A 24,217-nucleotide genomic window follows, 5' to 3' on the forward strand; every position below is an offset into this window, starting at 1 on the left:
CTGTGCGTCGGCTTCGCGTCACGTGTCGGCGCGCAGCACGATTGTCGCGAGCGGCGGCAGAATCAGCGAGGCCGATTGCGGCTTGCCGTGACTCGCGACGTCCTCGGTGTGGATCAGCCCTCCGTTGCCGAGGTTCGACCCGCCGTACACGCTGGCGTCGGTGTTGAGAATTTCGCTCCAGCGTCCGGCGAGCGGCATGCCGAGGCGATAGCCGAGGCGTGGCACCGGCGTAAAGTTGCAGACGATCACCAGTTCGCGGCCCGCGCCGTCGACGCGCCGGTAGGCGAACACGCTGTTCTCAGCATCGTCGCCGATGAGCCATTCGAAGCCGCCAGGTTCGCAATCGAGCGTGTACAACGCCGGTTCGTCGCAATAGAGCAGGTTCAGGTCACGCACCAGTTTTTGCGCGCCGTGGTGTAGCGGATCGTCGAGCAGATGCCAGTGTGCCGAGCCGTCGTGGTCGAATTCCGCCATCTGTCCGAATTCGCCGCCCATGAAGAGCAGCTTCTTGCCGGGATGGGTCCACATGAAACCGAAATAAGCACGCAGGTTCGCGAAGCGTTGCCAACGGTCGCCCGGCATCTTGCCCAGCAGCGACCCTTTGCCGTGCACCACCTCGTCGTGCGAGAGCGGCAGCACGAAGCACTCCGAATAGGCGTACACCATGCCGAACGTCATGTTGTGGTGATGGTAGCGGCGGTACACCGAGTCTTCGTGCATGTAGTGCAACGTGTCGTGCATCCAGCCCATGTTCCACTTGAACTCGAAGCCGAGACCGCCGTCTTCGACTCGCGCCGTCACACCAGGCCATGCCGTCGATTCTTCCGCAATCGTGATCGCGCCAGGCACGCCCGGCACGTAGCCGACCTCGTGATTCAGCCGCTTGAGAAACGCAATCGATTCAAGATTCTCGCGCCCACCGTAGATGTTCGGCACCCATTCGCCCGCGGCGCGCGAATAGTCGCGATATAGCATCGAGGCGACCGCATCCACGCGCAGGCCGTCCACGTGATAGCGCTTGAGCCAGGCCAGTCCCGAAGCGATCAGGAACGCGCTCACCTCGTTGCGGCCGAGGTTGTAGATCATCGTGTTCCAGTCCTGGTGATAGCCTTCGCGCGGATCCGAGTGCTCATAGAGCGGCGTGCCGTCGAAGTCGATCAGGCCGTGCGCGTCGTTCGGGAAGTGCGCCGGCACCCAGTCGAGAATCACGCCAAGACCGGCTTCGTGTGCGCGGTTGACGAACTGGGCGAACTGCTCGGGTTTGCCGAAGCGCGCCGACGGCGCAAATTGCCCCAGCGGCTGGTAACCCCACGAGCCGCCAAACGGATGCTCGGCGATCGGCATGAATTCGACGTGCGTAAATCCCATGCCCTGCGCGTAGGGGATCAGGCGGTCGGCCAACTCGGCCCAGTCGAGACTGCGATGGCCTTCCTCCGCGATGCGCAGCCAGGACTCGGCGTGCACTTCGTAGATGGAGATCGGCGAGCGCGGCGTCTGATTGGCACCGCGCGACTGGATCCAGGCGTCGTCGGTCCACGGAAACTGCTCGATCTCGTCCACATGCGCGACGACCGACGCGGTAGCGGGCGGCCGCTCGGTTTGCATGGCACAGGGGTCGGCCTTCAGCGGCAGCGGATGACCGTCGCGGGCCAGCAGTTCGTATTTGTAGCGCGTGCCCGGGCCGACGCGGGGCACGAACAGCTCCCACACGCCGGCCTGATGACGCAGGCGCATCGGATGCCGGCGTCCGTCCCACGAATTGAAGTCACCGACCACCGAGACGCGCCGCGCATTCGGCGCCCACACGGCAAAGCGCACGCCGGGCACGCCATCGAACTCCATTGGGCGCGAGCCGAGACATTCGAGCACCGCGTACGGATCGCCGTGAGCCAGCCGGTGCAAGGGTTCATCGCCCAGCACGGGACCGAACGAATAGGTATCCTCGATTTCCTGCACGTGGCCATGCCAGTCGATGCGCAGCCGGTACGGCGCGGCCGCGTTGACGCGGCCGACGAACAGCCCGTTCGGATGGATCTTTTGCAACTCGCCGAGGGTCGCACCATCGGCGCGCGCAATCACGGTGACGTGCGCGGCATTCGGCAGCAGCGCGCGTACTTCTACACCCGCGTCGCCCTGATGCATGCCCAGTTGCGAAAACGGATCGGGATGGCGTGCCTCGACTAGCGCGTCGAGATCGAGCGGTTGCAGGCCGGCGGTCGGATCGTACTCACTCATAATCGCCCTCAGCCGGGTTAGGCGGTATGGCGCCGGCAGAGCCGGACGCCGATGGATCGTGGTGGGGAGTGCCCGTGTCGCCGAGCAGCCGGCTCGCGAGCGCGGCGAGACCGCGCACCGGCAAGCTGAGCCATGTCGGACGATTGGCGGCCTCGTAGCGGATTTCGTAGGCGGCCTTTTCGATCAGGAACAGGTCGAGCAGCGCCTGCTCCGACTCTGGTGCGACGAGCGGCTGGGCAGCCTCGGCAACCGCGTCGCGGTACGCCGAGAGGAAGCTTTCGGCCGCGTAGCCGCGGAAGCGGTCGAACAACGCGCGCTTGCGATCGGCGGTCTGTTGCGGCGCGCTTTCCGTGGTGGATTGCGCGGCTGCGCTGGCATACGAGAACGAGCGCAGCAAACCCGCGACGTCGCGCATCGGGCTCGACTTCTGGCGACGTTCTTCGAGCGAACGCGCCGGCTCGCCCTCGAAATCGATCAGATACGCGTCGCCTTGCGCAACCAGCACCTGACCCAGATGGAAGTCGCCGTGAATGCGCGTACGCAACGCGCCCGCGTCGGTCGGCACCAGCTTCGCGACGGCGTCAGTCAACGCCTCGCGCCGCTCGAGCAGGCTACGGGCCAGTTCCCGTGTATCGTCAGTCAATTGATCGACGCGTTGCGCGAGCAGGTCGAGCGCGGAGGCGAGCAAGGCAAGCGTGCCCTCGGTCCACGCCTGCACCTGCTCGGGCGTGGCGGCTTCGGGCTCGAACGCCGGGTCGTCGGAAGGCGAGGCGAGCGCGACATGCAGCTCGCCCAGACGCCTGCCGATAATGGCGGCCATGCTCCGGTAGCCGTCGATGGCCTGCGCTTCCTTCTCGCGATCGGGCACGGCGTCGTCGGCATCGACTGCGAGCGCGAGGTCGTCGATCGTGCGGCGCAGATAATCGAGCGCCCAGTTCCACGCGTCGCCCTGATTATCAATAAAGCCTTGCAGGATACACAGCGTATGCGGCACGCCAGCTGGGTCGACGCGTACCACTTCACCATAGAGCGGCGCCGTGTTGGCGTAACCGATCTTCGTGAGATACCGGCTGATTTCCGCTTCGGGATGGATGCCGCTTACGAGCCGCCGCACGAGCTTGAGCACCACTGCATCTGCGATGATCAGCGAACTGTTGCTCTGTTCGGCCGCCAGCCACCGTATTTCGGGCCGTTCACCGAGGTCGAGTTCGGCTAAACGATCGGTGGGAATGAAGCGGATTTCGCTCTTCTGCACCGTCGGCACCACCGCGCGTTCGCGCAGTTTGCGCAAGACGTTGTGCGCGAAGATCGGCAGGGCGAACGCGTCGGTCAGATGACCGACATTGCGGCCGCGGCGCACGCGGGCCAGCGCCAGTTGCATGAAGAGCGGCGTGGTGGTTTCGCCGCCCCACGTAATCGCGATTGGCAACACGTAGCGTTCGGTGTGATCGCCGACGTCCGCTTCGATCTCGGTGAAGGCGAAACCGCCGTTCGGGATCGTCGTGAGTGCCGCAAGGTGTACCGCTTTCAACTGCTGATCTTTAGACGCAAACCAGCGGCGCCGGCTCAACCACGAAGGCAGCACTTCGGATTCGAGCAGCCGAACGTTTTCCGGCGTCGGGCCGACCTGGCCTTCGCGGATCACAATCGTCACGAATTCGGGCAGCGGCTCCGAGTGCGCCTGTGCCCAGGTCGGACGCTGAGTGCCCGGACAGATGAGGAACCACAGAAAGCCATAGGGCGGAAACGTCAGCAGATAGGTAAGCTGGCCGATGGCCGGGAACACGGAATCCGCGGTCATTTCGATCGGCACGGACCCATTGAACTCGGACAGATCGAGCTCAACCGCTTGCGGCGCGCGCGATAGATTCGCGACGCACAGAATGGTCGGCTCTCCCGGCAACTCGCGCAGATACGCGAGAATCTTACGGTTGGCCGGCTTCAGGAAGCGGATCGTGCCGCGCCCGAAGGTCTGCTTCGCGCGCCGCGTAGCGAGCATGCGGCGGGTCCAGTTCAGCAGCGAGTGCGGATCGCGGCTCTGCGCTTCCACGTTCACCGCGTCGAAACCGTACAGCGAGCCCATCACCGGCGGCAGCACCAGTTGCTCCGGGTCGGCGCGTGAAAAGCCGCCATTGCGGTCTGACGACCATTGCATCGGCGTACGCACGCCGTCGCGGTCGCCCAAGTGGATGTTGTCGCCCATGCCCAGTTCGTCGCCGTAATAGATCACCGGCGTGCCGGGCATCGACAGCAGCAGCGAATTGATCAGCTCGATGCGCCGGCGATCGCGCTCCATCAGCGGCGCAAGACGGCGCCGGATACCGAGATTCAGCCGCGCGCGGCGGTCGCTCGCATAGGTATTCCACAGATAGTCGCGCTCGGAATCGGTGACCATTTCGAGCGTCAGTTCATCGTGATTGCGCAGGAAAATCGCCCACTGGTTGGTTTCCGCCAGGTCCGGCGTTTGCCGCATGATGTCGGTGATCGGAAAGCGGTCTTCGCTGGCGATCGACATATAGATGCGCGGCATCAGCGGGAAGTGGAACGCCATATGGCATTCGTCTTCGTCGCCGAAATATTCCTTCACGTCTTCCGGCCACTGGTTCGCCTCGGCGAGCAGCATCCGGTTCGGGTATTCGGCGTCGATGGTGGCGCGAATCTTCTTCAGGATCGAGTGCGTTTCCGGCAGATTCTCGTTGTTGGTGCCTTCGCGCTCCACCAGATACGGCACCGCATCGAGACGCAGCCCGTCAATGCCCATGTCGAGCCAGAAGCGCATGACCTGCAGCACTTCCTTCAGCACGGCCGGGTTGTCGAAATTCAGATCGGGCTGGTGCGAGTAGAAGCGGTGCCAGTAATACGCACCCGCAACCGGATCGTGGGTCCAGTTCGACGGCTCGCTATCGATAAAGATGATCCGCGTCCCGAGGTATTTCTGGTCCGTCTCGGACCACACGTAGAAGTTGCGATGGTTCGAGCCGGGCTTCGCAAGTCGCGCGCGCTGGAACCACGGGTGCTGGTCTGACGTATGGTTGATAACCAGTTCGGTGATCACACGAATGCCGCGAGCGTGCGCTTCCTGAATGAAGTGCTTCACGTCGGAAAGCTGGCCGTAGTCCGGATGCACATTGCGATAGTCGGCAATGTCGTAGCCGTCGTCGCGCCGTGGCGACGGATAGAACGGCAGCAGCCAGATCGCATTCACGCCGAGTTCGGCGATGTAGTCGAGCTTGGCAATGAGGCCAGGAAAGTCGCCGACGCCATCGTTATTGGCATCGAAGAACGACTTGATATGCACCTGATAGATGATCGCGTCTTTGTACCAGAGCGGGTCGTCGCTCAGCGTCGATACCTTGCCGCGCCTTGCCGGCTTCGCTTTCGCGGCGCGTCTGCTGCTAGCCACTTCGCCGTCTGTGGCCAGGGCTTGCGACGTGCTCTCGGTCGGGTCGTCACGTTTCATTACGCACCTTCGGTCGGGGGTTGGTAGCCAGCGTCTGCATGGCTGCCGCTTTCGTCGTCTGCGTTAGGGGGCTCGGCTGGCAGTCCGCCAACGGGCGCGATGCGCCAGATGGCGAACGGCATCGCGCCGGGATTGAGCCGCACGTGCTGCCAGCGGCCGTACCACTCGAAGCGCGCGCCGGTCATCTGGTCGACCACTTCGAGCGCTGCATGATCGTGCAAGTGCCAGTGGGCAAAGGTTGCCCACGAAAGCTCCACGTCGGCGCCCTGTTCGCTGAACGGGTCGAGATTGATGGCGACGACCACTACGTTGTCGCGCGCTTCGGTCGCTTTCTCGAAGAACAGGATGTGGTCATTGTGCGCCGTCAGAAAGGTGACGCCCAGATGCGATTGCAGCGCGGGATTCGCGCGGCGAATCCGGTTCAAGGCGCTGATTTCGCCGACGATGTTGCCGGGCCGATTCCAGTCCCATGCGCGCAGTTGATACTTCTCGGAATCGAGGTATTCCTCGCTGTTGGGCAGCGCAGCGGCTTCGCATAGCTCGAAGCCGCTGTACACACCCCACAGGCCCGACAGCGTCGCCGCGAGCGCTGCGCGAATCAGGAAGCCGGAGCGTCCCGAGGACTGCAGATGCCGCGGGTTGATGTCCGGCGTGTTGACGAAGAAATTCGGCCGGTAGTACTCGCGGATATTGGTCTGCGTGAGTTCGGTCAGATACTCGGTGAAATCGCGCTTCGATTCGCGCCACGTGAAGTACGTATACGACTGCGAAAAGCCGATCTTGCCGAGCCGGTACATCATGCGCGGCCGTGTGAAGGCTTCGGCGAAGAAGATCGTATCGGGATGGCGGGCGCGCACGTCGTTAATCATCCATTCCCAGAACGGCAGCGGTTTCGTATGGGGATTGTCGACGCGGAAAATATGCACGCCCGCTTCGATCCAGAACAGGATCACATCGCGCAACGCGAGCCAGAGGTCGGGCTTGGCGTCGTGCGCATAGAAATCCGGGTTGACAATGTCCTGGTACTTCTTCGGCGGATTTTCCGCATAGCGCAGCGTGCCGTCCGGCCGCCATGCGAACCATGTGGGATGCTCCTTCAGCCAAGGGTGATCCGGCGAGCACTGGATTGCGAAGTCGAGCGCGATCTCGAGGCCATGCTCGTGCGCGGCGGCGAGCATCTGCTTGAAGTCGTCGAGCGTGCCCAATTGCGGGTGGACGCCCGTGTGACCGCCTTCCGCGCCGCCGATCGCGTACGGGCTGCCAACGTCGCCCGGCTGCGCGTTCAGCGTGTTATTGCGGCCTTTGCGGTTGGCGAGGCCGATAGGGTGGATCGGCGGGAAGTACAGCACGTCGAAACCCATATCGCGGATGCGCGGCAGTTTCTTCGTGACATCCGCGAAGGTGCCATGCCGCGCTTCGTCGTCGCTCATCGAACGCGGGAAGATTTCGTACCAGCTGGCGAAGCGCGCGGCGGTCCGTTCGGCATCGATCCGATAGATCACCGGGTCGCGCGTCAGGAACGGCCGGTGGCGTGCGGCGGCCATCGCTTTGGCGGTGGTGGGCGCGAGCAGTAGCGCGATTCGCGTATCGAGATCCGCTTTGGAGAAGACCTTGACGATATGCTCAAGCGGCTCGGTCACGGCGCCTTCCACCGTTTCCACTTCGGCCAGCACTAGCGCAAACAGGTGGTTGGCTTCGTCGATTTCAAGCTCGACGGTTTGCCCGGCCTTCAGCTTCTTCTGCACGTGCTCGACCAGCGACGCGAAGTCATCGCGCCATGCGATCACGGTGAATTCGTGCCGGCCCACCCGTTCGAGTGGGATGCGGGCATGCCACAGGTCTTTGCCGGCGGGCGGCGCGGGGAGCATCGGGGCTTCGTGCCAGGCGGTTTCATCGGCCGCCCGCCACACCACGGCGGCGGCGATCTTGTCATGCCCTTCCGCGAAGATCGCTGCCATGACCTCGGCGCGCTCGCCGACCGTGCGTTTGACGACGAAGCGTCCATAGTCCACTGACGGCGTCACGCTTTCGATCGCCACGCGCGGCGCGGCAATGGCCTCCAGGACGGATTTGCGGCCGCTGCGCTTGCTGCCCGCCTTGTCGATGGGCGGCGCAAGCCGCACCGGCTTGTCGGCTAGCGCACCGAACAGACGGCATGCACCTGGCGCAAGCGTGAATGGGAGCAGGGTGGCAGGCGTCGCGTGTGCCGGGGCATCGAGCGGCACGAAGCGGGTGAAGTTGCCCGGCACACCGGCGAGAAAGCGTGCGGGATCGACCCGCACTGGCATGCTGAGGTCCGGATTGATGACGATCAGCGTCGCTTGCTGGCTGTCGCGCAGATCGAGGTTATCGCCGCGCAGCAGCACGGCCGCAGGGGCGCTCGGGCCGCTGAGCGCGCGCAACTCGCCCACGCTTTGCAGGGCTTCGGAACCGCGCATGACGGCGTTCACGTGCTTGATGGGCTCGGACAGGTCGAAGCGCGGCGCCCTGGACAGCTCGGCGAACGGTGCATGGTGGCCGCGGGCATAGGACATCGGTTGCGCGATGCCGTATTCGAAGCCCATCGGTATCAGCCAGCCTGTGCCGGTTGCGGCCGCAGTGAACAGCGCGCGACGATATGCGCGTTCGAGCATCGAGGCGTCGTGGGCGTCACCGAAATCGGCGGCGAGACGGGTGCCGTAGGGCGCTTCCGGAAAGGAGATTGGCGCGCCGACACGAATCAGCGCGGCATGCTCGTCCGTTAGCCAGCTGGCACGGAAGTCCCACCAACGCACGGAAGAAAACACGCTGTCGAAGCCCGCCCCTTCCAGATGCAGCAGATCGCCACGCGCGAGACCGGGCGTCGCCGCGAGAAAGCGCACGTCTGGATACTGCGCCCGCACGGCTGCACCAAGCTGGCGCCAGAAGGCGGCCGGCACGCGGTGCGGCGAATCGAAGCGAAAGCCGCTCACGCCGGCTTCGGCAAGCGCGAGCAGTTCGCGGGTCCACCAGTCGAGCAGCGCGGCCGTGTTGCCTTCGTTGCCGAAATTCACATAGGCAACGTTGTCCTCACGATGCGCATGGCGCGGATCGAGCCGTGCTTCCTCCGATTCGAACGGATGGAACCAGTCCGAATGCTCGGCGAACAGCGTGCCGTCCGCCGCGACCCGGTCGATCACCAAGTCGGCCAACAGGCTCAGGCCGTGTTGACGCGCGGAGCCGGCGAGGCTGCGCAACGCTTCGGGGGCGCCTTGCTGCGCCTCGAATACGGGGTGCAGATGACGGTGATCGCTGACAATCTGCGCGTGCCCAGCCCGTCCGGGCTGAAACAACGCGCCGATCAGGACATGGTCGAAGCCTAACGCGGCGGCGTGCGCGAACTGCGCAGGCCATGCGTCGAGCGGCCCGACCAGGAGAGAGTGGAGAAAATAGATCCGCGGCGCATACCTTTGTGAAGGTTCCATCGGTCGTTTCCAGATTCGTCCTGCCGCGTTGTGGATGCATCGAGATGCGATCACACCGCTCATTGGGGCTTCCAGAGCCGGATATCGCACGCTTTTAGAAATTCAGCGCGCTACTGGTCAATGTAGTGCAAAGATCGACTGCCCGTCGGACAGTAACTAGCACTAAGCACGCGCATGCGCCAGTCACGCGGTTCTGGACCAGATAAACGCGAAACATCGAGCAAGCGTTGTGCCAGCGGGGTGAGTGGCGGGCGAAAAGGAGGGGAAAGGCGGGTGGGCGGGCGCGGCGCCGCTGCGTCCGGCGCTCAGTCAGCGTGCAAAGCGGGTGGTCGGCAAGCGGGTTTTACATCGAGGGGGCGAGTATTGCCGACAGCGCCTACCGGGGGACTGCTGCCGGCCACCGCTTGCATCACGAACCGAGTAGTCCGGCCGCGATGTTGACGCACAGGCCGAGTACGGCCACGTTGAAGTAGAACGACAGGATCGACTGCGCCAGAGCGGCACGCCGGATCGAGCGTGATCGGAGCACCACATCTGAAGTTTGCGACGCCACCGCAATCGTGAACGAGAAGTACAGGAAGTCCCAATAGTTCGGCTGCAGCTTGCGATCGGGGAACAGCAGCGCGGTCTCGTCCGGATTGGCGTAGTAGAGCCGTGCGTAATGCAGCGTGAAGATGGTCGGAATCATGAACCATGCACCGAACATCGTCAGACCGGTCAGCAGATAGTGCGCGAGCGTCGATGCGGCGCCGAGGTTTTTTGCCGACGCCAGTTCGAGGACGATGGCCGCAATGCTTGCCAGGGTTGCGAGGCAGATCACGAACAGCACGACGCCGGCATTTTCGTCGTCGCGTTGCGCGAATTCGCGGACCTCGTCCTCATGGGCCTTGGCCATGTGCACCCAGATGAGCACGAGGTATGACCATATCGCGAGGTCCCACGCGGCCAGCACGCGTACCATCGGCCTCATGTGCGAGGGCACCACGACGGCGCCGATGATACCGATTGCGAGCGCGGCGACCATGCGCGGTCGGTTGCGTAGAACCTGTGGATAAATATTCGATGGCATGGGCGGTTAAGGTGAGGTGGTCCTGTATGAGCTATAGTCTTTCCGCAAGTCTCTCGCAACGGCCTTGCGTTGGGCTTTCATTCGCGAACGAGACCGCTTGAGCGGCGCAGACCAGGTTTGGGGCGGACAACCGGAATCACCCGCAGCGGCAGCATGCCGTTGGCTTGCGGGCTCGCCGGTTGAAATTGACTCATCATCTGTGGAGCGCCCATGACAGATGTCCAGGAAAAAGATGAGAACGCTGCGCACCGCGAGGTGACGCATGCCCATTCCGCCGGCCGCCGCACATGGCTGCTAGGCGCATGCGCGGCGGCTGCCGCGCTGGCGTTCACGAGCGCCGGGCGCTTCGGGACGTTGTTCGGACTCACGCCGGCCTATGCCGATGCGCCCGCAGGCGGCGGTCTCGACGCCTTCCTCGCGCTTTCGCAACATTTGACCGGCCGAACCAGCTTCAACCCGGTTCTCGGCAAGCGTGTCTACGATGCGCTCTCCAGCGCCGACAACCAGTTCACACAGAACGTCGTTGCCCTCAATACCTGGCTGCAAAGCCACGGCGGCGTACCGTCGGACACGGTGACACAAGCGTTGCAAACCGATCAGCCAGCGCTCGCAAAGACGGTCAGCGCAGTGATGCGTGGCTGGTATCTGGGCCTCGTCGGCGATATGCCGCGTGTCCAGGTGGTGGCCTACGAAAGTGCGCTGATGTTCGATCCCGTCAAGGATGTGCTGACGATTCCGTCGTATTGCCGCGACGTGCCGTTCTACTGGACGCAAAAGCCCGCCGGCGCTTGAAGCACGGCATGCCTCCCGAACGTATCGTACGTCGCGTCATCCATGACTGCGGCACGCATCAGACAGCAAGCAACGATAAGTGCAACTACGTTGCATAAGACCAGAGTAACGCGCTATAGCGCGAACTCTGGTCGACACAACAAGAAGAGGGCAACAATGGCAAATTCCAATTCCGCGGACATTGTCGTGGTCGGTTCGGGCGTGGCGGGCGGTCTGGTCGCGCATCAGATGGCGCTGGCCGGCGCATCGGTGATCGTGCTCGAAGCCGGACCGCGCATTCCCCGTTGGCAGATCGTCGAGAACTTTCGCAATTCACCCGCCAAGTCTGATTTCGCGACGCCCTATCCTTCGACGCCCTACGCTCCTCACCCCGAGTATTCGCCCGCCAACAACTACCTGATCCAGAAAGGCGACTATCCCTACAATTCGCAGTACGTGCGACTGGTGGGCGGCACCACCTGGCACTGGGCTGCGGCTGCATGGCGGCTGTTGCCGTCCGACTTCCAGCTGAAGAAGTTGTACGGCGTGGGCCGCGACTGGCCTTATCCGTATGAAACGCTCGAACCCTGGTACTTCGCCGCTGAAGTGCAGCTTGGCGTGTCGGGTCCGGATAGCACGATCGATCTCGGCTCGCCGCGTTCGAAGCCCTATCCGATGAGCCAGTTGCCGTTGTCGTACATGGATCAGCGTTTTAGCGACGTGCTCAACGCGCAAGGCTTCAAGGTGGTGCCCGAACCGGTGGCCCGCAACAGCCGCCCTTACGATGCCCGCCCAACCTGTTGCGGCAACAACAATTGCATGCCGATCTGCCCCATCGCCGCCATGTATAACGGCGTGGTGCATGCAGAGAAGGCTGAACAGGCGGGCGCGAAGCTGATTCCGCAAGCGGTGGTGTACCGCGTCGAAGCGGACAACAAGGGGCTCATTACCGCGGTCCATTACAAGGATCCGAACGGCAATAGCACACGCGTCAGCGGCAAGCTGTTCGTGCTCGCGGCGAACGGCATCGAAACGCCGAAGCTGATGCTGATGTCGACCTCCGATAAATTTCCGCACGGCATTGGCAACAGCTCCGACCAGGTGGGCCGCAATCTGATGGACCATCCGGGCACGGGGGTGACCTTCCTCGCCAACGAACCGCTGTGGCCTGGGCGCGGGCCGATGGAAATGACCTCGGTGGTGAACTTCCGCGACGGCGCGTTCCGTTCTGATTACGCGGCCAAGAAGCTCCATCTTTCCAACGGCGTGCCGACCCTGTCCGTCACCGCCGCTCTGATCAAGAAAGGCGTGACCGGCGCCGAACTTGACCGGCAGATTCGCGAGCGCGCAGCGCGCACGCTGAACATCAACAGCTTCCACGAACATCTGGCCGAACCGCAGAACCGCATCGTGCCTTCGGCGGATCACAAGGATTCTCTCGGCATTCCGCAGCCGGAGATCTACTACTCGATTAACGACTACGTGAAGAAGAGCGCGGCGAACACGCGCGAACTGTATGCGCAGATCGCGACCCTGTTCGGCGGCGTCGAAGTGTCGTTCGACGATACCTTCGCGCCGAACAATCACATCATGGGCACGGCGGTCATGGGCAACGATCCAGCGGATTCGGTTGTGGATCCAGACTGCCGCACGCACGATCATTCGAATCTGTTTATCGCGAGTAGCGCCGTGATGCCCACCGCTGCCTCGGTGAACTGCACGCTGACGATTGCGGCCTTGTCGCTGAAGCTGGCCGACAAGCTGAAGCGTGAGATCTGACCCGAGCCCTGACGGAGAGCCACAATGACGAACAAGACGTCTCGCGTGCAGCCGGCCGGTTCGATTGCACCGGGCGCGCGCCGCCGCCGTATCCGGATGGCGACGCTCGCGGCTGCTTTCTCGCTGTTTGCGTTGTACCTCGCATGGCACGAGGCCTATGATCCACCGACGCGCCATGATGACGAGTCGCCGATCGCGCAGGCGCGTGCCGACGACCCGGCGCAATCAACGCAGCCTGCACAGCCTGGCCAGCCGGCCACCGGCATTGCCGTTGCCGATCCCGGTCTGGTCAAGCGCGGTGAATACCTCGCGCGCGCCGGCGATTGCGTGGCCTGTCACACGGCTGACAAGAGCCGCCCATTCGCCGGCGGTCTGCCGATCGCCACACCGTTCGGCACGATCTACACACCGAACATCACGCCTGATCCAGATACCGGCATCGGCCAATGGACCGATAGCGACTTCATGCGGGCGATGCAACAGGGTATCGGCAAGGGCGGCGAGCGGCTCTATCCGGCATTCCCTTACGCTGAGTACACCAAAGTCACCGACCAGGATGTGCAGGCGATCCGCGCTTATCTGAACACGCTCGCGCCGATCCATTACACGCCGCCGCGCAACCAGATGCGCTTCCCGTTCAACCAGCGCTGGCTGATGGTGTTCTGGAATATGTTCAATTTCAACGAGGGCCGCTTCGTGCCCGATCCGAAGCAGAGCGCGGAATGGAATCGCGGCGCGTATCTGGTGGAAGGGCTGGCCCACTGCGAGGAATGCCACACGCCGCGCAACATTCTGCAAGGATTGAAAACTACCGACCGCTTCTCTGGCGCGACCCAAGGCGGCTGGCACGCGTTCAATATCACGCCCGAGAAGAACAGTGGCGTGGCTAACTGGAGCAACGACGAACTGGTCAGCTATCTGTCGACCGGCGCCGTGCCGGGCCGAGCCAATGCAGCGGGGCCGATGGGCCAGGTGGTGGAGGACAGTACGCAGTATTTGATGTCCGAGGATCTGGCCTCGATCGTCACCTACTTGCGTTCGGTCGCGCCTGTCATTGGCGGCGAAACGCATCCGCGCGATCAGTGGGGCACGCCTGCGAACGACGTGACCGCGCTGCGCGGCACTGAAATTACGGGCGTGAACGGCGCGCAACTGTTCATCGCCAATTGCGCCTCGTGTCACAACTGGACCGGGCAAGGGGTCGGCGCGAGCGCGCCGGGTGCGTATCCGTCGCTGATTCACAACACAACGGCCGGCGCGAACGAGCCGAACAATCTGGCGATGATGATTCTGCACGGCGTGAGCCGCACGACGAAAAACGCCGACGTGCTGATGCCGGCATTTGACGGAGAACTGACCGACGATCAGGTCGCGGCGATCACGAACTACGTGACCAAACACTTTGGCAACCCGCAGGCGATGGTGAGCGTCGATCAAGTGGCAAAGCTGCGAGCCCAGCAACAATGACCGCTTGACGTAGCACCAAGGTGGCGCAACCCGGCAGGCTTTTCCGGGTTGCGCCACCTGATCGGGAAAGATTCAAAAGTGCGGGGGCTGCCGCCCTCACAAGCATCCGAGAAAAGATAGAAACCGCGCATACGCGCTTTGCGTTGGCGTTCTATTATGGTCGCATGGCATCCACACTCGTTACCGCTGTCGAACATCATGCCGTCAATCGCACCGGCCGCGACTTTGTCGTAGGCGATTTGCATGGTTGCGTCGACGCATTGCGCTATTTGCTGCACGAAGTGGCCTTCGATCCGTCGCGCGACCGGTTGTTTTCGGTCGGCGATCTGATCGATCGCGGCACGCAGTCGGAGGAGGCGCTCGCGCTGCTCGAGAAACCCTGGTTCTATGCGGTGCTCGGCAACCACGAGGACACGCTGTGCGCCGTCGCGGAAGGCCGCTTGCGCCGGCAGTGGTGGTACGGCATTGGCGGCGCGTGGGCGGTGCAATTGTCCGATGAGAAGCTGCGCCATTACGCGCGGCGGCTGAATCAATTGCCGCTCGCGCGAGTGATCGGCAGCGGCAACGAGCGCTTCAATGTGCTGCACGCCGAATTCTTCGGAACCGATGCCGACCTCGATGCAGGAGAGTTTTCTGCAGATGAGCGGCAACAACTGCTATGGGGACGCGAGCTTGCTATGGGCAACGGCGACCCCAGCCGGCAGCGCACCCTGTCGCTCACTTACTGCGGCCATACGCCGATGCGCAACGTCCAGCAGATCGGCGCACAGGTGTTTATCGATACGGGCGCGTTTGGGCCAGGCGGCAAGCTGACGATGGTCGAAGCGGGCCGGACGCAACGCTGGTCCGTGACCGTTGAGGTGGCGCGTGCGGAAGGGGCGGCGGCGCTTGCTTTGCCTTGAGCGGCGAGCTTTGAGCTTATCTTGAGCGCATTTTGCAGCCGCCAACGGTGGCTGCGCGGCGCGGTGATGGCCTATCCCACCTGATTCAGTTCGAACACCACATCGACGGCGCTGCCGTTCCAGTTGTATTCCAGATACGCCGCGTGATGACAGTCCCGCAGTAGCGCGGTTTTGAACGCCGCGAGACATTCGCCGCCTGGATCGCGTACCGACGGATAGGCGATCCCTGGCGCGCCAGCCCCGCGCACCGCCCGCCCTAGCGACTGTCCGGCAACGTAGTCGTGCGGCGAGAGGATGGCAGCATCGAGCGAGGCGTCGTCGCGCAAATCCACCACCTCGCCACTCGCGATCACGGTGTACAACCGCATCTGCTGACGCATCGGCGCCTCGGCTGTCGCCGCGAGGAACTGGCCGGTGTGATAGCGCGTTTCCGCAATGGCCGTGGCGCGTGAACGGGCGCAGTAGAACACACCGTAGGTGCCGTCCGAGAAACGGCTGCCGAGCGGATTCAGGTGCGTGAGCGCGGCCATGATCGGTCCGTAGCCGGAACCGAAACGGCGCTCTTCGCGCGGAACCAGATCGAGTTCACCGACTTCGGTGCGCAGGCGGTCGTTGGTCATCGCCTCGAGCGCGTAAAGCGCGTCGAAGTCTTCGGGGTTGGCCACCCGGTCGAACAGATTCACTGCCGGAAAACGCGTGGGAATCACGCGATACGCGGGCGACCAGTCGAGCGGCGCCACGCGCCAGCGGTCCTGCCAATGCAATTCAGTCACGCCCAGCCGCCTCGCGTTGCGTCGAGATACTGGCGTACGGCGACGAGGTCGCTGATATTGCCGGCGAGCATTCGGTCAAGGGCACGGCGTCCGCCGAACGGCGGTGCGCTATTGGGACGCTTGATCCAGCCGTCCGCGGCAGCCGGTTGTGGCAGCAAGATTTGCAGTGCTTTGTAAATGCCGAGCAGCAGCGAAAGCCGCTCGAGCGTGTCGCGGCCCAACCGCGCGGTTTGCGGCTCGGCTTTCCACTTGAAGAAGGTCGAGCGGCCCGGCGAGCCGAGCAGGACGATCTGTTCCTCGGCGCTCAGATCCCAGTCGCGGGCGATCTTGAAGAACGCACGCAGGCCCGCTGCCGACATTTCTGTCAGCGAGGGTTCCGTGACGGGCCGGCGCAGAGGCGGGTCGTCATGGGAGGTAAGAGCGGCGTGTGGCATGGAGGTTGGTCCTTATCTGTACTTTGTATCAATATTAGTCCAGATGTGGATTATTGCAAGGGTGAATTGGGTATAATCGCGTCCCAGCGGGAATATGCGAGACAGATAATCGACGTTCAGGAGTGGCAGGCGATGTGGGTGCGAGCAGTAGCGGTAGCGGCGGCAGTAGCGTGCTGTGCAGTATCGGCGCAGGCGGCGCAGTACGCCGAGGTGTGGAATCCGCCGGAGGCGAGGCACGCGCCGAAGCAGGTCAAGGTGCATGTGCCTGCGGATAAAAAGGTTGCTGTCAGAGGAGCGGCGGGTGGCAAGAGCAAGCGGCAAAAGGTCGAGCCGAAGAAGGCATCGGTGCACGCCGGTCATCAGGTCAAACCTCATTCCAGGCTCGCTGCGAAGAGTGCGCCGCGTAAGGCGGTAAAGACGGCGCGGGCCAAGGGAGCGACGAGTAAGGCGGTCACGACAGCGCGCCTCAAGAACTCCAAGGGCACGCCGAGCAAAGTGGTCAACACGGCGCATTCCGGGGCCGCTCATGTCCAGACGGCGGTGCATTCCAAGTCGCAGAAGGTGGCGGCCAAACCGGCCGCGACGCAAGCCGCGGTTGCGATGACGAACCCGACGGCGAGGGCAGTCCCCACCCAACCGGCCGCAACAATGGCCACTAATACGGCGGCGAACCCATCTGCGAACTCCGCTGCCGGGAGCCGCGATTTACCACCGATCCTGCACTGAACGCACGCTGCCCGTTTGCGTTTGCGTTTGCGTTGGCGTTGAGGCTGCGCGTGCCTGGAACACGGCTCAAATCCCGCTCCCCAACCCCTCCGTCAACAACTTCACCGTCTCCACCGAACGCCGATCGCGCAGTCGCGAGTGCAGCGTCACGCGCGATTCCGGCAAGTTCGGCAAACCAAGTCGTACTCCGACATCGATCAGCCCACGCGGCGCCACCCGCCGCGCCAAGGGCGCCACGGCCAGCCCGGCTGCAGCCGCCGCGCCAACGGCGGCCACCCCGCCGCCGACGAACGCCTCACGCCATGCCACACCGGCTTCATCCAACGCATGGATCGCCGCCGCACGCACATTGCACGGCGCCGTGAGCAGCGCGAGCGGCAGCGGTTCGCCGACCCGCAATAGCCACTGCGGCGCGGCAAGCCAGCCAAGCGGTTCGCTGAACAGCACGGTCGCATCGTCACGCGGCGCGTCGTCCGGGGTGTCGCGGACGATCACGGCGTCGAGCCGCCGTTCGTCAAACTGAGCAAGCAGCGCCGCCGACATGCCGAGATGCAATTCAACCACCAGCCTCGGATCGTAAGCATTCAGCTTCGCCAACAGATCCGGCAGATTGCCGCCTGCGACGTGCTCGCTCAAACCCAGCGCGAGCCTGCGCCGCTCTACCGACAGTGAGCCGAGCGCGCGTTCATGCGCGTTCAGCAGGTCGCGTGCGGCGCCAAGAAACGCGGTGCCATCAGCCGAAAGCCGCACCACCCGCGGCGTACGTTCGACCAGTTGCTTGCCGAGATGCGCTTCCAGCCGCTTTAGCTTCAGACTGACGGCGGATTGCGTGGTGTCGAGCGCGTCAGCCGCGCGCGTAAAGCTATGCAGATCCGCGACCAGAACGAACGCGCGTACCGCATCGAGATCGAGTACTTTCATTTCGGTTGAAAATAAATGAAATAGCCATTGATGGCTGTAAATTATGATGGATGCGGCCTAAGCTGTGTACTCAATCTTCTTCCAAAGGAGTTTTCATCATGCCGTTCACTCGAATTGCAGTTCGCGCCGGCAAGCCGGCGGCTTATCGGAAGGCGCTTACGCAGGGAGTCCATCGTTCGTTGATCGAAATTTTCAACGTGCCGGAGGACGACTTTTTCATGGTCGTTACAGAGCACGATGAGGACAACTTCTTTTACGGCAAGCATTACCTGGACATCAACCGCAGCGACGACCTCGTCCTGATCCAGATCACCGCGAACAACACGCGTACAGTGGAATTGAAGAAGGCGCTCTACAAGCGGATCGCCGAGCATCTGGCGGAAAGTCCGGGCGTGCGGCCAGAAGATGTGTTCGTGAACCTCGTGGATGTGCCAAAGGAGAACTGGTCGTTTGGCAATGGGATCGCGCAATACGCGCCTGCCGTCTGAGTCGCGTTGCCTTTCGACACGCGCTACGACGCAGACCGGGCGGCCTTCGCCTCCGACAGCAACCAGGCCCGGAAGGCCGCGACATCCGGCCGCTCGGCTGCGGCGCGCGGAATTTCCCGAGCCGTGGCACCAGACAGCGCGATGCAAACGACGGCAACGCGGTAATGCGCAGCGGACCGTCGCTGCGTTCGCGCAGGCGCAACGTGGCCGCCTACGTCGCATTTGCTGAGCGGCGAAACCGCTGACCCTTCTGAAGACGAATTGACCGCGATGCAGCCGCTTGGCGTGCCGTCCATGTAACATGAATAGGAGGTTTCGCCTATTCCTTCTGCGCGCGGCCTCGTTCGCTCAGACGATGAGGAGTCCATGGGCCGTTTCCTCGAAATCGTGCTCGATGTTCCGCAGTCGGCGTTGCATGCATGGTCCGTGCAGCATGAGCGGAGCCGCCGTGCCCGCACGGCGGAGCGGCTCGATGCCGCTCTCGTCAAAGCGCTGGACGAATTCCCGCAAGCTGAGCGCGCAGAGCGCCCGGACTCGCCTGGCGCCGAATCCCGGAGCGCCACTAGGCAGACGACGAGTACCCGGTTTCAACAGACCGAAAAGATGGCCGAGGGCGGCTTGCAGGTCATGCTCGAGACGTCGCCGGATGGACGGCGCGTCGTGGTCTGCCAGCAAAAGTGCTACTCCCCGGGCGTCACGGCGCGCGAGATCCTCTACGAGGCGCCGCTTGATGCAGACACGCCGGTCGGTTCGGCGTTTGCAGCCGTACCCGAGGAGCACAGGGATCTGCTCGCGGATGCTGGCGATCTCGCGCCGCTCACAACGCTCGCCTGTAAGAGCGATGCATGGCAGTGGCCAGCGGCGGACGGGATCGTCGTCGATATCGTCTTCGATCGCTTTCCCGCTTCTACCGGAGGCGACGCGGCACCCGCCCGCGAACTTCGTCTGACTACCCCATTCGCCGATAACGCACTCGGCCCCTCGTTGACCGCGTTGTTCGCGGTTGCTTGCACATTGGTCGCCGCCTTGCCGGCCTTTCCGGTTTTGCGCAGGGCGTTCGATCGCGCCTACGACGCCACCGACCCGCACGATGCCGCCGAGCCTGCTCGTGCTACAGCCATTGATCTGGCCGGCATCGCGACGCCACACGCCGCATTGATTGCAATCGGCCATAGCCTGGCGGATCAGTGGTTCGGCAATGACGCCGGCGTGCGCGATGCTGTCAGCACAGAATTCGTCCATCAGATGCGCATCTCGCAGCGGCGTCTGAGGACGGCGCTGCGGATCTTCCGGCATTGGGAGGATGACGCGTGGAAGACTCGCATCGCACCGGATCTCAAATGGTTGGGCACCGTGCTTGGTAACGCGCGTGACTGGGACGTGTTCGTCGATTCGACCTTGCCGGCTCTTGCCGCTGCGGACACAGACGGCGCGCGCTGGATCACGATCTGCGAGAGCGCCGATGCGCGGCGTCTCGAAGCACGCGAGGGCGTACAAACAGCCATGGGCTCGGCGCGCTACGCGCAGCTTGCCTTGGTGTGGCTTGAATGGCTAAGCGGATTGCCTTCACGCGAACCGCCTGAAGAGGCCGCAGATACGTCGTTGCGCGCCTATGCGCAAAAGCGCGTGCGCAAATACTACAAGCGCTTGATTAGCGCACCGAAACTGACGACGCTTGACGAGAGCGCTCGCCACAAGGAACGCATCCAGGCGAAGTACCTGCGCTATACGCTCGAGTTCTTTGAATCGATCGCCTCACGGAAAACACGCAAGGAGAGCGCGAAGACCGTCGCGCGCATGCAGACCGTACTCGGCGACGGCAACGATGCGGCAGTCGCGTTGCGCTATCTCCAGCAGATCGATGCGCCGCCTTACCAGTCAGGTTTCGCACAGGGTTGGTGTGAAGCGTCGAAACGCTACACGGCGCAGGAAGGCGAGCGCCTGCTGCGCAGGTTACGCAAGCCGAAAATAACGGGCGGAGCGGGCGGGTAGCGAAGGCGGTCTCGCTATAATGAAACGCCCATCCTGACGCCTTCCAACATGCCTCCCAAGCCGGCAAACCCCCGTGCGGTAGACCCCAGTGCGTTAGACCCCAGTGCGTTAGACCCCAGTGCGACGAACGCCAGCGCGGCGAACCGCAATGCCGCAGACGCCAATGCCGCAGCCCCCAGTACCGCAGCCCCAATCGGTGAACCACTCGAACTCGGCGGCTCGGTGTGGTTTCAATCCGGTGAGCAAACGCTCGGTGGAGCGTCGCGCATCGCGCTGCTAGCGGCGATCCGCCACACCGGTTCGATCACCGGGGCAGCGAAGGCGGTCGACATGAGCTACAAGGCTGCCTGGGACGCGATCGATGCGATGAACAATCTCGCCGGTGAGCCGCTGGTCGTGCGTGCAGCCGGCGGCAAGGGCGGCGGCGGTACGACGCTGACGCCGCGCGCGATGCGTCTGATCGACACGTTTCATGCGATCGAACACGAACATCGGCGGTTCCTTGAGCGCGCGAGCGCTGCGATCGACGGGTTCGCGACCGATTGGGCGCTGATCGGGAGAATGGGCATGAAAACAAGTGCGCGTAACCAGTTATGCGGCAAGGTCGCCTCGATCAAGCGCGGTGCGGTCAACGACGAGGTTTCGCTGATGCTGCCGGGCGGTCAGACCATCGTCTCGGTGCTGACGCATGAAAGTACGGAAACCCTTGGCTTAACGGAAGGCGCGGCGGCGTTCGCCCTGATCAAGGCGTCGTGGGTCATGCTGGTCGTCGAAGAGGGCGGCGCGCCGCTCAAACTGTCCGCGCGCAATCAGTTACGCGGCACCGTGCACAGCGTGAAGCGCGGCGCGGTCAATGCAGAGGTGTCGATGATGCTCGACGGCGGCATCGTCATCACGGCCGTCGTCACGAATGAAAGCGCCGATGTGCTTGGCCTTGCCGATGGAAAACCCGCGATCGCGGCCTTCAAGGCATCAAGCGTAATTCTCGGCGTGAGCGATTGATCAAGGGAAGAGGCGCCCGCTTCGGGCATGCGCTAAGGCGAAGTGTTCGGGCGCGGCGAGTGCCGGCTACCGCATCACGCGTCAGGCATCACGCGTCGCCGGCGTCCAGCATAACCGGCGGCGCCAGCGTATTTTGCGTCTGCGACAACGGCGCGGCGCTCGGTGACTTGTAGTGTCCCGCCTTCCAGCGCGCGCGGATGAACGGGCGGTCGTGGCCGGAGACCTTGAGGGCGATGTGCGTGACCCAGCGCTGCGTCGGCACATGGACGCCGTGCAGCCCTACGGTCAGCATCACGAGACTGACGGCGACGGGCACGGCGGACAGCCGGCCGGGCTCCGCATTCCACGACCAGCGCACGAACATCAGCGCGGTCACCCCACCGACGATGCAGCCGGTGATTGCCTCGGACGGCGAGTGCGCATCCAGCACCACCCGCGACATGCCAACCGCAACACCGGCAGCCAGCCCGAGCACCACGCCCACCAGGCGAAACGCGGGCCGCGCGGGGAGCAGCATCAGAAACAGCGCGACCGGGTAGACAGCGGTGGAGAGGGCTGCGTGACCGCTCAGGCCGGTGAAGTCCAGTTCCCGCACGCCGACGCCCCAGCCGAGAAAGGCCAGCTTGGTGATCGTGACGACACCAATCGCCGCACCCAGCAGCAACAGCCAGCCCGCTGCCATACGCCACGAGTAGCCGAGCGCCAGCCATAGCGCGATCGCAATCGCGAGCGGCAGCGTCAGACCCGCGCCGCCGAGGCTGGTGATCGAATACCAAAGGTGAAAGGGCAGGTCAGGCATGTAAAGAAGCGCGACGGGCGCCGCGTAGAATCAGGGCCGTGATTGTTTAACGCGCCAGCCATCCATCTGGCCGACAGAAGATTGAGACACGCTGCACGTGTTTCAAGCTTACGACTGTCAGTATAGACGGGAGCAGCCGTCGGAGCTTGCAGCGCGACGTTATGGCACCGCCTTTGGCGGGTGGCGCCGATGCCGTGGCGTAGCATGACTGCGTATGAAACGCTTCGCAAAAAGCTCTGACAATGCGACGGGCAACGAGAATCCGGCAGGTGCCGGTTCGGCGCCCATTCGCGATTTTGGGACGCGCGATGCGCTTAGCACCGGGTCGGGATTGATGTTATTGTGCAATGCACAACGACCTGCCGTTCTACAGAACTGTTCGGTCCCTTTTTGCGAGGTTATCATCCAATGGCAAAAAGTCTGACGAAAATCTGGCTGGGCGGTTTGAAACGCCTGATCTCGATCCAGGCTCAACACGCGCGAGACGTAAAGCGCAATGCCGCACGGCCCGTGCGGCCCACGGGCAAACTGTCCGCCAAGCTGAAGCCGGTCAAACCGGCGGCCACCGTCCGTTCGCCCGCCAAACGTGAAGCGCCGCGTCCGGGCGCCCGTGAATCCCGGGTCCGTCCGCGGGCAGCCGCCTGGGCGAGCGGGTCGTGGACGCGCTCGTTTCATTCGGCGCCGGCGGCGCCGGGGCGTCTTGTCAATCATCTGCAATACGGGTTGTACGTGCCGCCCGGGACGGCGTCGGCGCCGATGCCGCTGGTCGTGATGCTGCACGGCTGCAAGCAATCCATCGACGAATTCGCCGAAGGTACGCGCATGAACCTGCTCGCGGACCGTTTCGGTTTTGCGGTGGTCTACCCCGAGCAGTCCAAACATGTTCATGCACATCGTTGCTGGCACTGGTACGACAGCAGCGATACCGCGGGCGGTGCCGAGGCACGCGCGGTGGTGTCGCTGGTCGATGCGCTGGTTGCCGAGCATGGCTTCGACGGTGAGCGGGTTTATGTCGCGGGGTTGTCGGCCGGTGCCGGGTTGGCAACCTTGCTCGCCACGCGCTACCCGGACCGGTTTGCCGCGGTCGCGCTCCATTCCGGGCCGGCGTTCGGCGAGGCCCGTTCGGGAATTGTGGCGATGGATGTCATGCGGCGGGGCACGCGGCACGACCCGGTGGTGCTGGTCGACGAAGCTGTCGATGTCGCCGCTTACCCAGGCATGCCGGCCATCATTGTCCATGGGGATGCGGATCATGTGGTCGCGCCCGTCAATGCGGAGCAGTTGGCGACCGAGTTCTTACGCTTAAACAGACTGGTCGATGCCGAGGGCGAACGGAAAGCCGGTGAGATGCGCGAAGAACGTAAAGCGGGCGTGGTGATGCGCGACTATGTCCGGGGGGGGCGGCGCGTGGTGCGGTTATGCCGCGTCCAGTCGTTGGGCCACGCGTGGAGCGGCGGGGATGACGCGGTGCCGTTTCATTCGTCCAAAGGGCCGGATGCGAGTGCCCTGATCTGGGAGTTTTTCAGATATCAACGACGCGCCGTGAAGGCGCGTGAAACTGAAGCCGCCGCTGCGGGAACCGCGTCGGGCGGGGCTTAGGGGGCGCCGGGAGGAGGATGGGAGGCAGTAGAGCAACGTTTCAGAAAAGAGCGCTTGGCACATCCTAGGGTTTTCCCTATAATACGGGTTATCCACTAGGCACTAACCCTAGACTCTTTTCGAGGTTGACCATGTATCTCCTGAGCCGCTTGTTCCTGTTCCTGACGAAGTCCGCTGACCAGATGGCTAAAGAGCGTAGCGACGCTTACCTGGCCGAAGCCACGGATCTGTACGATCTCGAGTTCCGTATGCGCAAGCTCGACCGCGAAGCAGCAGTTCGTCATCCGGCATGGATGACCCAGCACTAAGCTGGAGTTGAACGAACCGCCGGCGTTGCCGGGGTTCTGGCATGTAAGT

19 protein-coding genes are annotated in these 24,217 nt (G+C 63.4%); 10 read left to right on the forward strand and 9 right to left on the reverse strand.

Annotation, left to right across the window (positions count from 1 at the left end; translation table 11 throughout):
* Positions 1-18 precede the first annotated feature (18 nt).
* From glgB to P3T40_RS34350, 5 genes are all read right to left on the reverse strand, one after another.
* Positions 19-2,235, reverse strand: a complete 2,217-nt coding sequence (gene glgB, locus P3T40_RS34330; RefSeq protein ID WP_429272158.1) for a 1,4-alpha-glucan branching protein GlgB — start codon at positions 2,233-2,235, stop codon at positions 19-21.
* Positions 2,228-5,695, reverse strand: coding sequence for a maltose alpha-D-glucosyltransferase (treS, locus tag P3T40_RS34335; protein ID WP_429272159.1), 3,468 nt, complete (start codon positions 5,693-5,695; stop codon positions 2,228-2,230). Before treS ends, glgB begins: the two co-directional genes overlap by 8 nt.
* Positions 5,695-9,138, reverse strand: coding sequence for a maltotransferase domain-containing protein (locus P3T40_RS34340; RefSeq protein ID WP_429272160.1), 3,444 nt, complete (start codon positions 9,136-9,138; stop codon positions 5,695-5,697). The genes treS and P3T40_RS34340 overlap by 1 nt, the downstream gene beginning before the upstream one ends.
* Positions 9,139-9,547: 409 nt before the next feature.
* Positions 9,548-10,207 carry a DUF1345 domain-containing protein gene (locus P3T40_RS34345; RefSeq protein ID WP_429272161.1) on the reverse strand — a complete coding sequence of 220 codons (660 nt, stop codon included), beginning with the start codon at positions 10,205-10,207 and terminating at the stop codon, positions 9,548-9,550.
* Between the two features lie 77 nt (positions 10,208-10,284).
* Positions 10,285-10,419 carry a hypothetical protein gene (locus P3T40_RS34350; protein ID WP_429272162.1) on the reverse strand — a complete coding sequence of 45 codons (135 nt, stop codon included), beginning with the start codon at positions 10,417-10,419 and terminating at the stop codon, positions 10,285-10,287.
* On the opposite strand from P3T40_RS34350, the gene P3T40_RS34355 reads away from it, so the two are divergent.
* From P3T40_RS34355 to P3T40_RS34370, 4 genes are all read left to right on the forward strand, one after another.
* Positions 10,418-10,999, forward strand: coding sequence for a sugar dehydrogenase complex small subunit (locus tag P3T40_RS34355; protein WP_429272163.1), 582 nt, complete (start codon positions 10,418-10,420; stop codon positions 10,997-10,999). The genes P3T40_RS34350 and P3T40_RS34355 overlap by 2 nt on opposite strands.
* Positions 11,000-11,155: 156 nt before the next feature.
* Positions 11,156-12,757 (forward strand): GMC family oxidoreductase, encoded by a 1,602-nt coding sequence (locus P3T40_RS34360; RefSeq protein ID WP_429272164.1) that lies wholly within the window; start codon positions 11,156-11,158, stop codon positions 12,755-12,757.
* A gap of 24 nt (positions 12,758-12,781) precedes the next feature.
* Positions 12,782-14,224 (forward strand): c-type cytochrome, encoded by a 1,443-nt coding sequence (locus P3T40_RS34365; protein WP_429272165.1) that lies wholly within the window; start codon positions 12,782-12,784, stop codon positions 14,222-14,224.
* Positions 14,225-14,388: 164 nt separating this feature from the next.
* A complete protein-coding gene (locus tag P3T40_RS34370) occupies positions 14,389-15,126 on the forward strand; it encodes a metallophosphoesterase (protein ID WP_429272166.1) in 738 nt (245 codons plus the stop codon).
* A 71-nt stretch (positions 15,127-15,197) separates the two neighbouring features.
* Here P3T40_RS34370 and P3T40_RS34375 read toward each other — a convergent pair whose 3' ends face one another.
* Together P3T40_RS34375 and P3T40_RS34380 are read right to left on the reverse strand one after the other, a co-directional pair.
* Positions 15,198-15,899, reverse strand: a complete 702-nt coding sequence (locus P3T40_RS34375; RefSeq protein ID WP_429272167.1) for an RES family NAD+ phosphorylase — start codon at positions 15,897-15,899, stop codon at positions 15,198-15,200.
* Positions 15,896-16,333, reverse strand: coding sequence for an MbcA/ParS/Xre antitoxin family protein (locus P3T40_RS34380; protein ID WP_429272168.1), 438 nt, complete (start codon positions 16,331-16,333; stop codon positions 15,896-15,898). Before P3T40_RS34380 ends, P3T40_RS34375 begins: the two co-directional genes overlap by 4 nt.
* 132 nt (positions 16,334-16,465) lie before the next feature.
* Here P3T40_RS34380 and P3T40_RS34385 point away from each other — a divergent pair, with 132 nt between their 5' ends.
* A complete protein-coding gene (locus P3T40_RS34385) occupies positions 16,466-17,059 on the forward strand; it encodes a hypothetical protein (RefSeq protein ID WP_429272169.1) in 594 nt (197 codons plus the stop codon).
* A gap of 66 nt (positions 17,060-17,125) precedes the next feature.
* On the opposite strand, the gene P3T40_RS34390 is transcribed toward P3T40_RS34385, so the two are convergent.
* Positions 17,126-17,980, reverse strand: coding sequence for a LysR substrate-binding domain-containing protein (locus tag P3T40_RS34390; RefSeq protein ID WP_429272170.1), 855 nt, complete (start codon positions 17,978-17,980; stop codon positions 17,126-17,128).
* A 98-nt stretch (positions 17,981-18,078) separates the two neighbouring features.
* On the opposite strand from P3T40_RS34390, the gene P3T40_RS34395 reads away from it, so the two are divergent.
* The 3 genes from P3T40_RS34395 to P3T40_RS34405 all read left to right on the forward strand — a co-directional run bounded on the left by P3T40_RS34395 (position 18,079) and on the right by P3T40_RS34405 (position 21,462).
* Positions 18,079-18,468 (forward strand): tautomerase family protein, encoded by a 390-nt coding sequence (locus tag P3T40_RS34395; protein WP_429272171.1) that lies wholly within the window; start codon positions 18,079-18,081, stop codon positions 18,466-18,468.
* A 366-nt stretch (positions 18,469-18,834) separates the two neighbouring features.
* A complete protein-coding gene (locus tag P3T40_RS34400) occupies positions 18,835-20,460 on the forward strand; it encodes a CHAD domain-containing protein (RefSeq protein ID WP_429272172.1) in 1,626 nt (541 codons plus the stop codon).
* Positions 20,461-20,508: 48 nt separating this feature from the next.
* Positions 20,509-21,462, forward strand: coding sequence for a TOBE domain-containing protein (locus P3T40_RS34405; RefSeq protein ID WP_429272173.1), 954 nt, complete (start codon positions 20,509-20,511; stop codon positions 21,460-21,462).
* An 88-nt stretch (positions 21,463-21,550) separates the two neighbouring features.
* Here P3T40_RS34405 and P3T40_RS34410 read toward each other — a convergent pair whose 3' ends face one another.
* Complete coding sequence (locus P3T40_RS34410; RefSeq protein ID WP_429272174.1) at positions 21,551-22,261, reverse strand: phosphatase PAP2 family protein; 711 nt, start codon at positions 22,259-22,261, stop codon at positions 21,551-21,553.
* A gap of 408 nt (positions 22,262-22,669) precedes the next feature.
* On the opposite strand from P3T40_RS34410, the gene P3T40_RS34415 reads away from it, so the two are divergent.
* Both P3T40_RS34415 and P3T40_RS34420 read left to right on the forward strand, forming a co-directional pair.
* Positions 22,670-23,860 (forward strand): extracellular catalytic domain type 1 short-chain-length polyhydroxyalkanoate depolymerase, encoded by a 1,191-nt coding sequence (locus P3T40_RS34415; protein ID WP_429272175.1) that lies wholly within the window; start codon positions 22,670-22,672, stop codon positions 23,858-23,860.
* A 131-nt stretch (positions 23,861-23,991) separates the two neighbouring features.
* Positions 23,992-24,168: a DUF3563 family protein gene (locus tag P3T40_RS34420; protein ID WP_429272176.1), complete on the forward strand. Its 177-nt coding sequence runs from the start codon at positions 23,992-23,994 to the stop codon at positions 24,166-24,168.
* The last annotated feature ends 49 nt before the right edge of the window (positions 24,169-24,217 follow it).

Origin of the sequence: Paraburkholderia sp. EB58 (assembly GCF_050436665.1) — a bacterium.
In the GTDB taxonomy this organism is placed as follows: Bacteria; Pseudomonadota; Gammaproteobacteria; order Burkholderiales; family Burkholderiaceae; genus Paraburkholderia.

Excerpts from the sequence above, each read along its gene's own strand:
- glgB (WP_429272158.1), bottom strand. The coding sequence starts at position 2,235 with ATGAGTGAGTACGATCCGACCGCCGGCCTGCAACCGCTCGATCTCGAC.
- treS (WP_429272159.1), bottom strand. The coding sequence starts at position 5,695 with ATGAAACGTGACGACCCGACCGAGAGCACGTCGCAAGCCCTGGCCACA.
- P3T40_RS34340 (WP_429272160.1), bottom strand. The coding sequence starts at position 9,138 with ATGGAACCTTCACAAAGGTATGCGCCGCGGATCTATTTTCTCCACTCT.
- P3T40_RS34345 (WP_429272161.1), bottom strand. The coding sequence starts at position 10,207 with ATGCCATCGAATATTTATCCACAGGTTCTACGCAACCGACCGCGCATG.
- P3T40_RS34355 (WP_429272163.1), top strand. The coding sequence starts at position 10,418 with ATGACAGATGTCCAGGAAAAAGATGAGAACGCTGCGCACCGCGAGGTG.
- P3T40_RS34350 (WP_429272162.1), bottom strand. The coding sequence starts at position 10,419 with ATGGGCGCTCCACAGATGATGAGTCAATTTCAACCGGCGAGCCCGCAA.
- P3T40_RS34360 (WP_429272164.1), top strand. The coding sequence starts at position 11,156 with ATGGCAAATTCCAATTCCGCGGACATTGTCGTGGTCGGTTCGGGCGTG.
- P3T40_RS34365 (WP_429272165.1), top strand. The coding sequence starts at position 12,782 with ATGACGAACAAGACGTCTCGCGTGCAGCCGGCCGGTTCGATTGCACCG.
- P3T40_RS34370 (WP_429272166.1), top strand. The coding sequence starts at position 14,389 with ATGGCATCCACACTCGTTACCGCTGTCGAACATCATGCCGTCAATCGC.
- P3T40_RS34380 (WP_429272168.1), bottom strand. The coding sequence starts at position 16,333 with ATGCCACACGCCGCTCTTACCTCCCATGACGACCCGCCTCTGCGCCGG.
- P3T40_RS34385 (WP_429272169.1), top strand. The coding sequence starts at position 16,466 with ATGTGGGTGCGAGCAGTAGCGGTAGCGGCGGCAGTAGCGTGCTGTGCA.
- P3T40_RS34390 (WP_429272170.1), bottom strand. The coding sequence starts at position 17,980 with ATGAAAGTACTCGATCTCGATGCGGTACGCGCGTTCGTTCTGGTCGCG.
- P3T40_RS34395 (WP_429272171.1), top strand. The coding sequence starts at position 18,079 with ATGCCGTTCACTCGAATTGCAGTTCGCGCCGGCAAGCCGGCGGCTTAT.
- P3T40_RS34400 (WP_429272172.1), top strand. The coding sequence starts at position 18,835 with ATGGGCCGTTTCCTCGAAATCGTGCTCGATGTTCCGCAGTCGGCGTTG.
- P3T40_RS34405 (WP_429272173.1), top strand. The coding sequence starts at position 20,509 with ATGCCTCCCAAGCCGGCAAACCCCCGTGCGGTAGACCCCAGTGCGTTA.
- P3T40_RS34410 (WP_429272174.1), bottom strand. The coding sequence starts at position 22,261 with ATGCCTGACCTGCCCTTTCACCTTTGGTATTCGATCACCAGCCTCGGC.
- P3T40_RS34415 (WP_429272175.1), top strand. The coding sequence starts at position 22,670 with ATGGCAAAAAGTCTGACGAAAATCTGGCTGGGCGGTTTGAAACGCCTG.
- P3T40_RS34420 (WP_429272176.1), top strand. The coding sequence starts at position 23,992 with ATGTATCTCCTGAGCCGCTTGTTCCTGTTCCTGACGAAGTCCGCTGAC.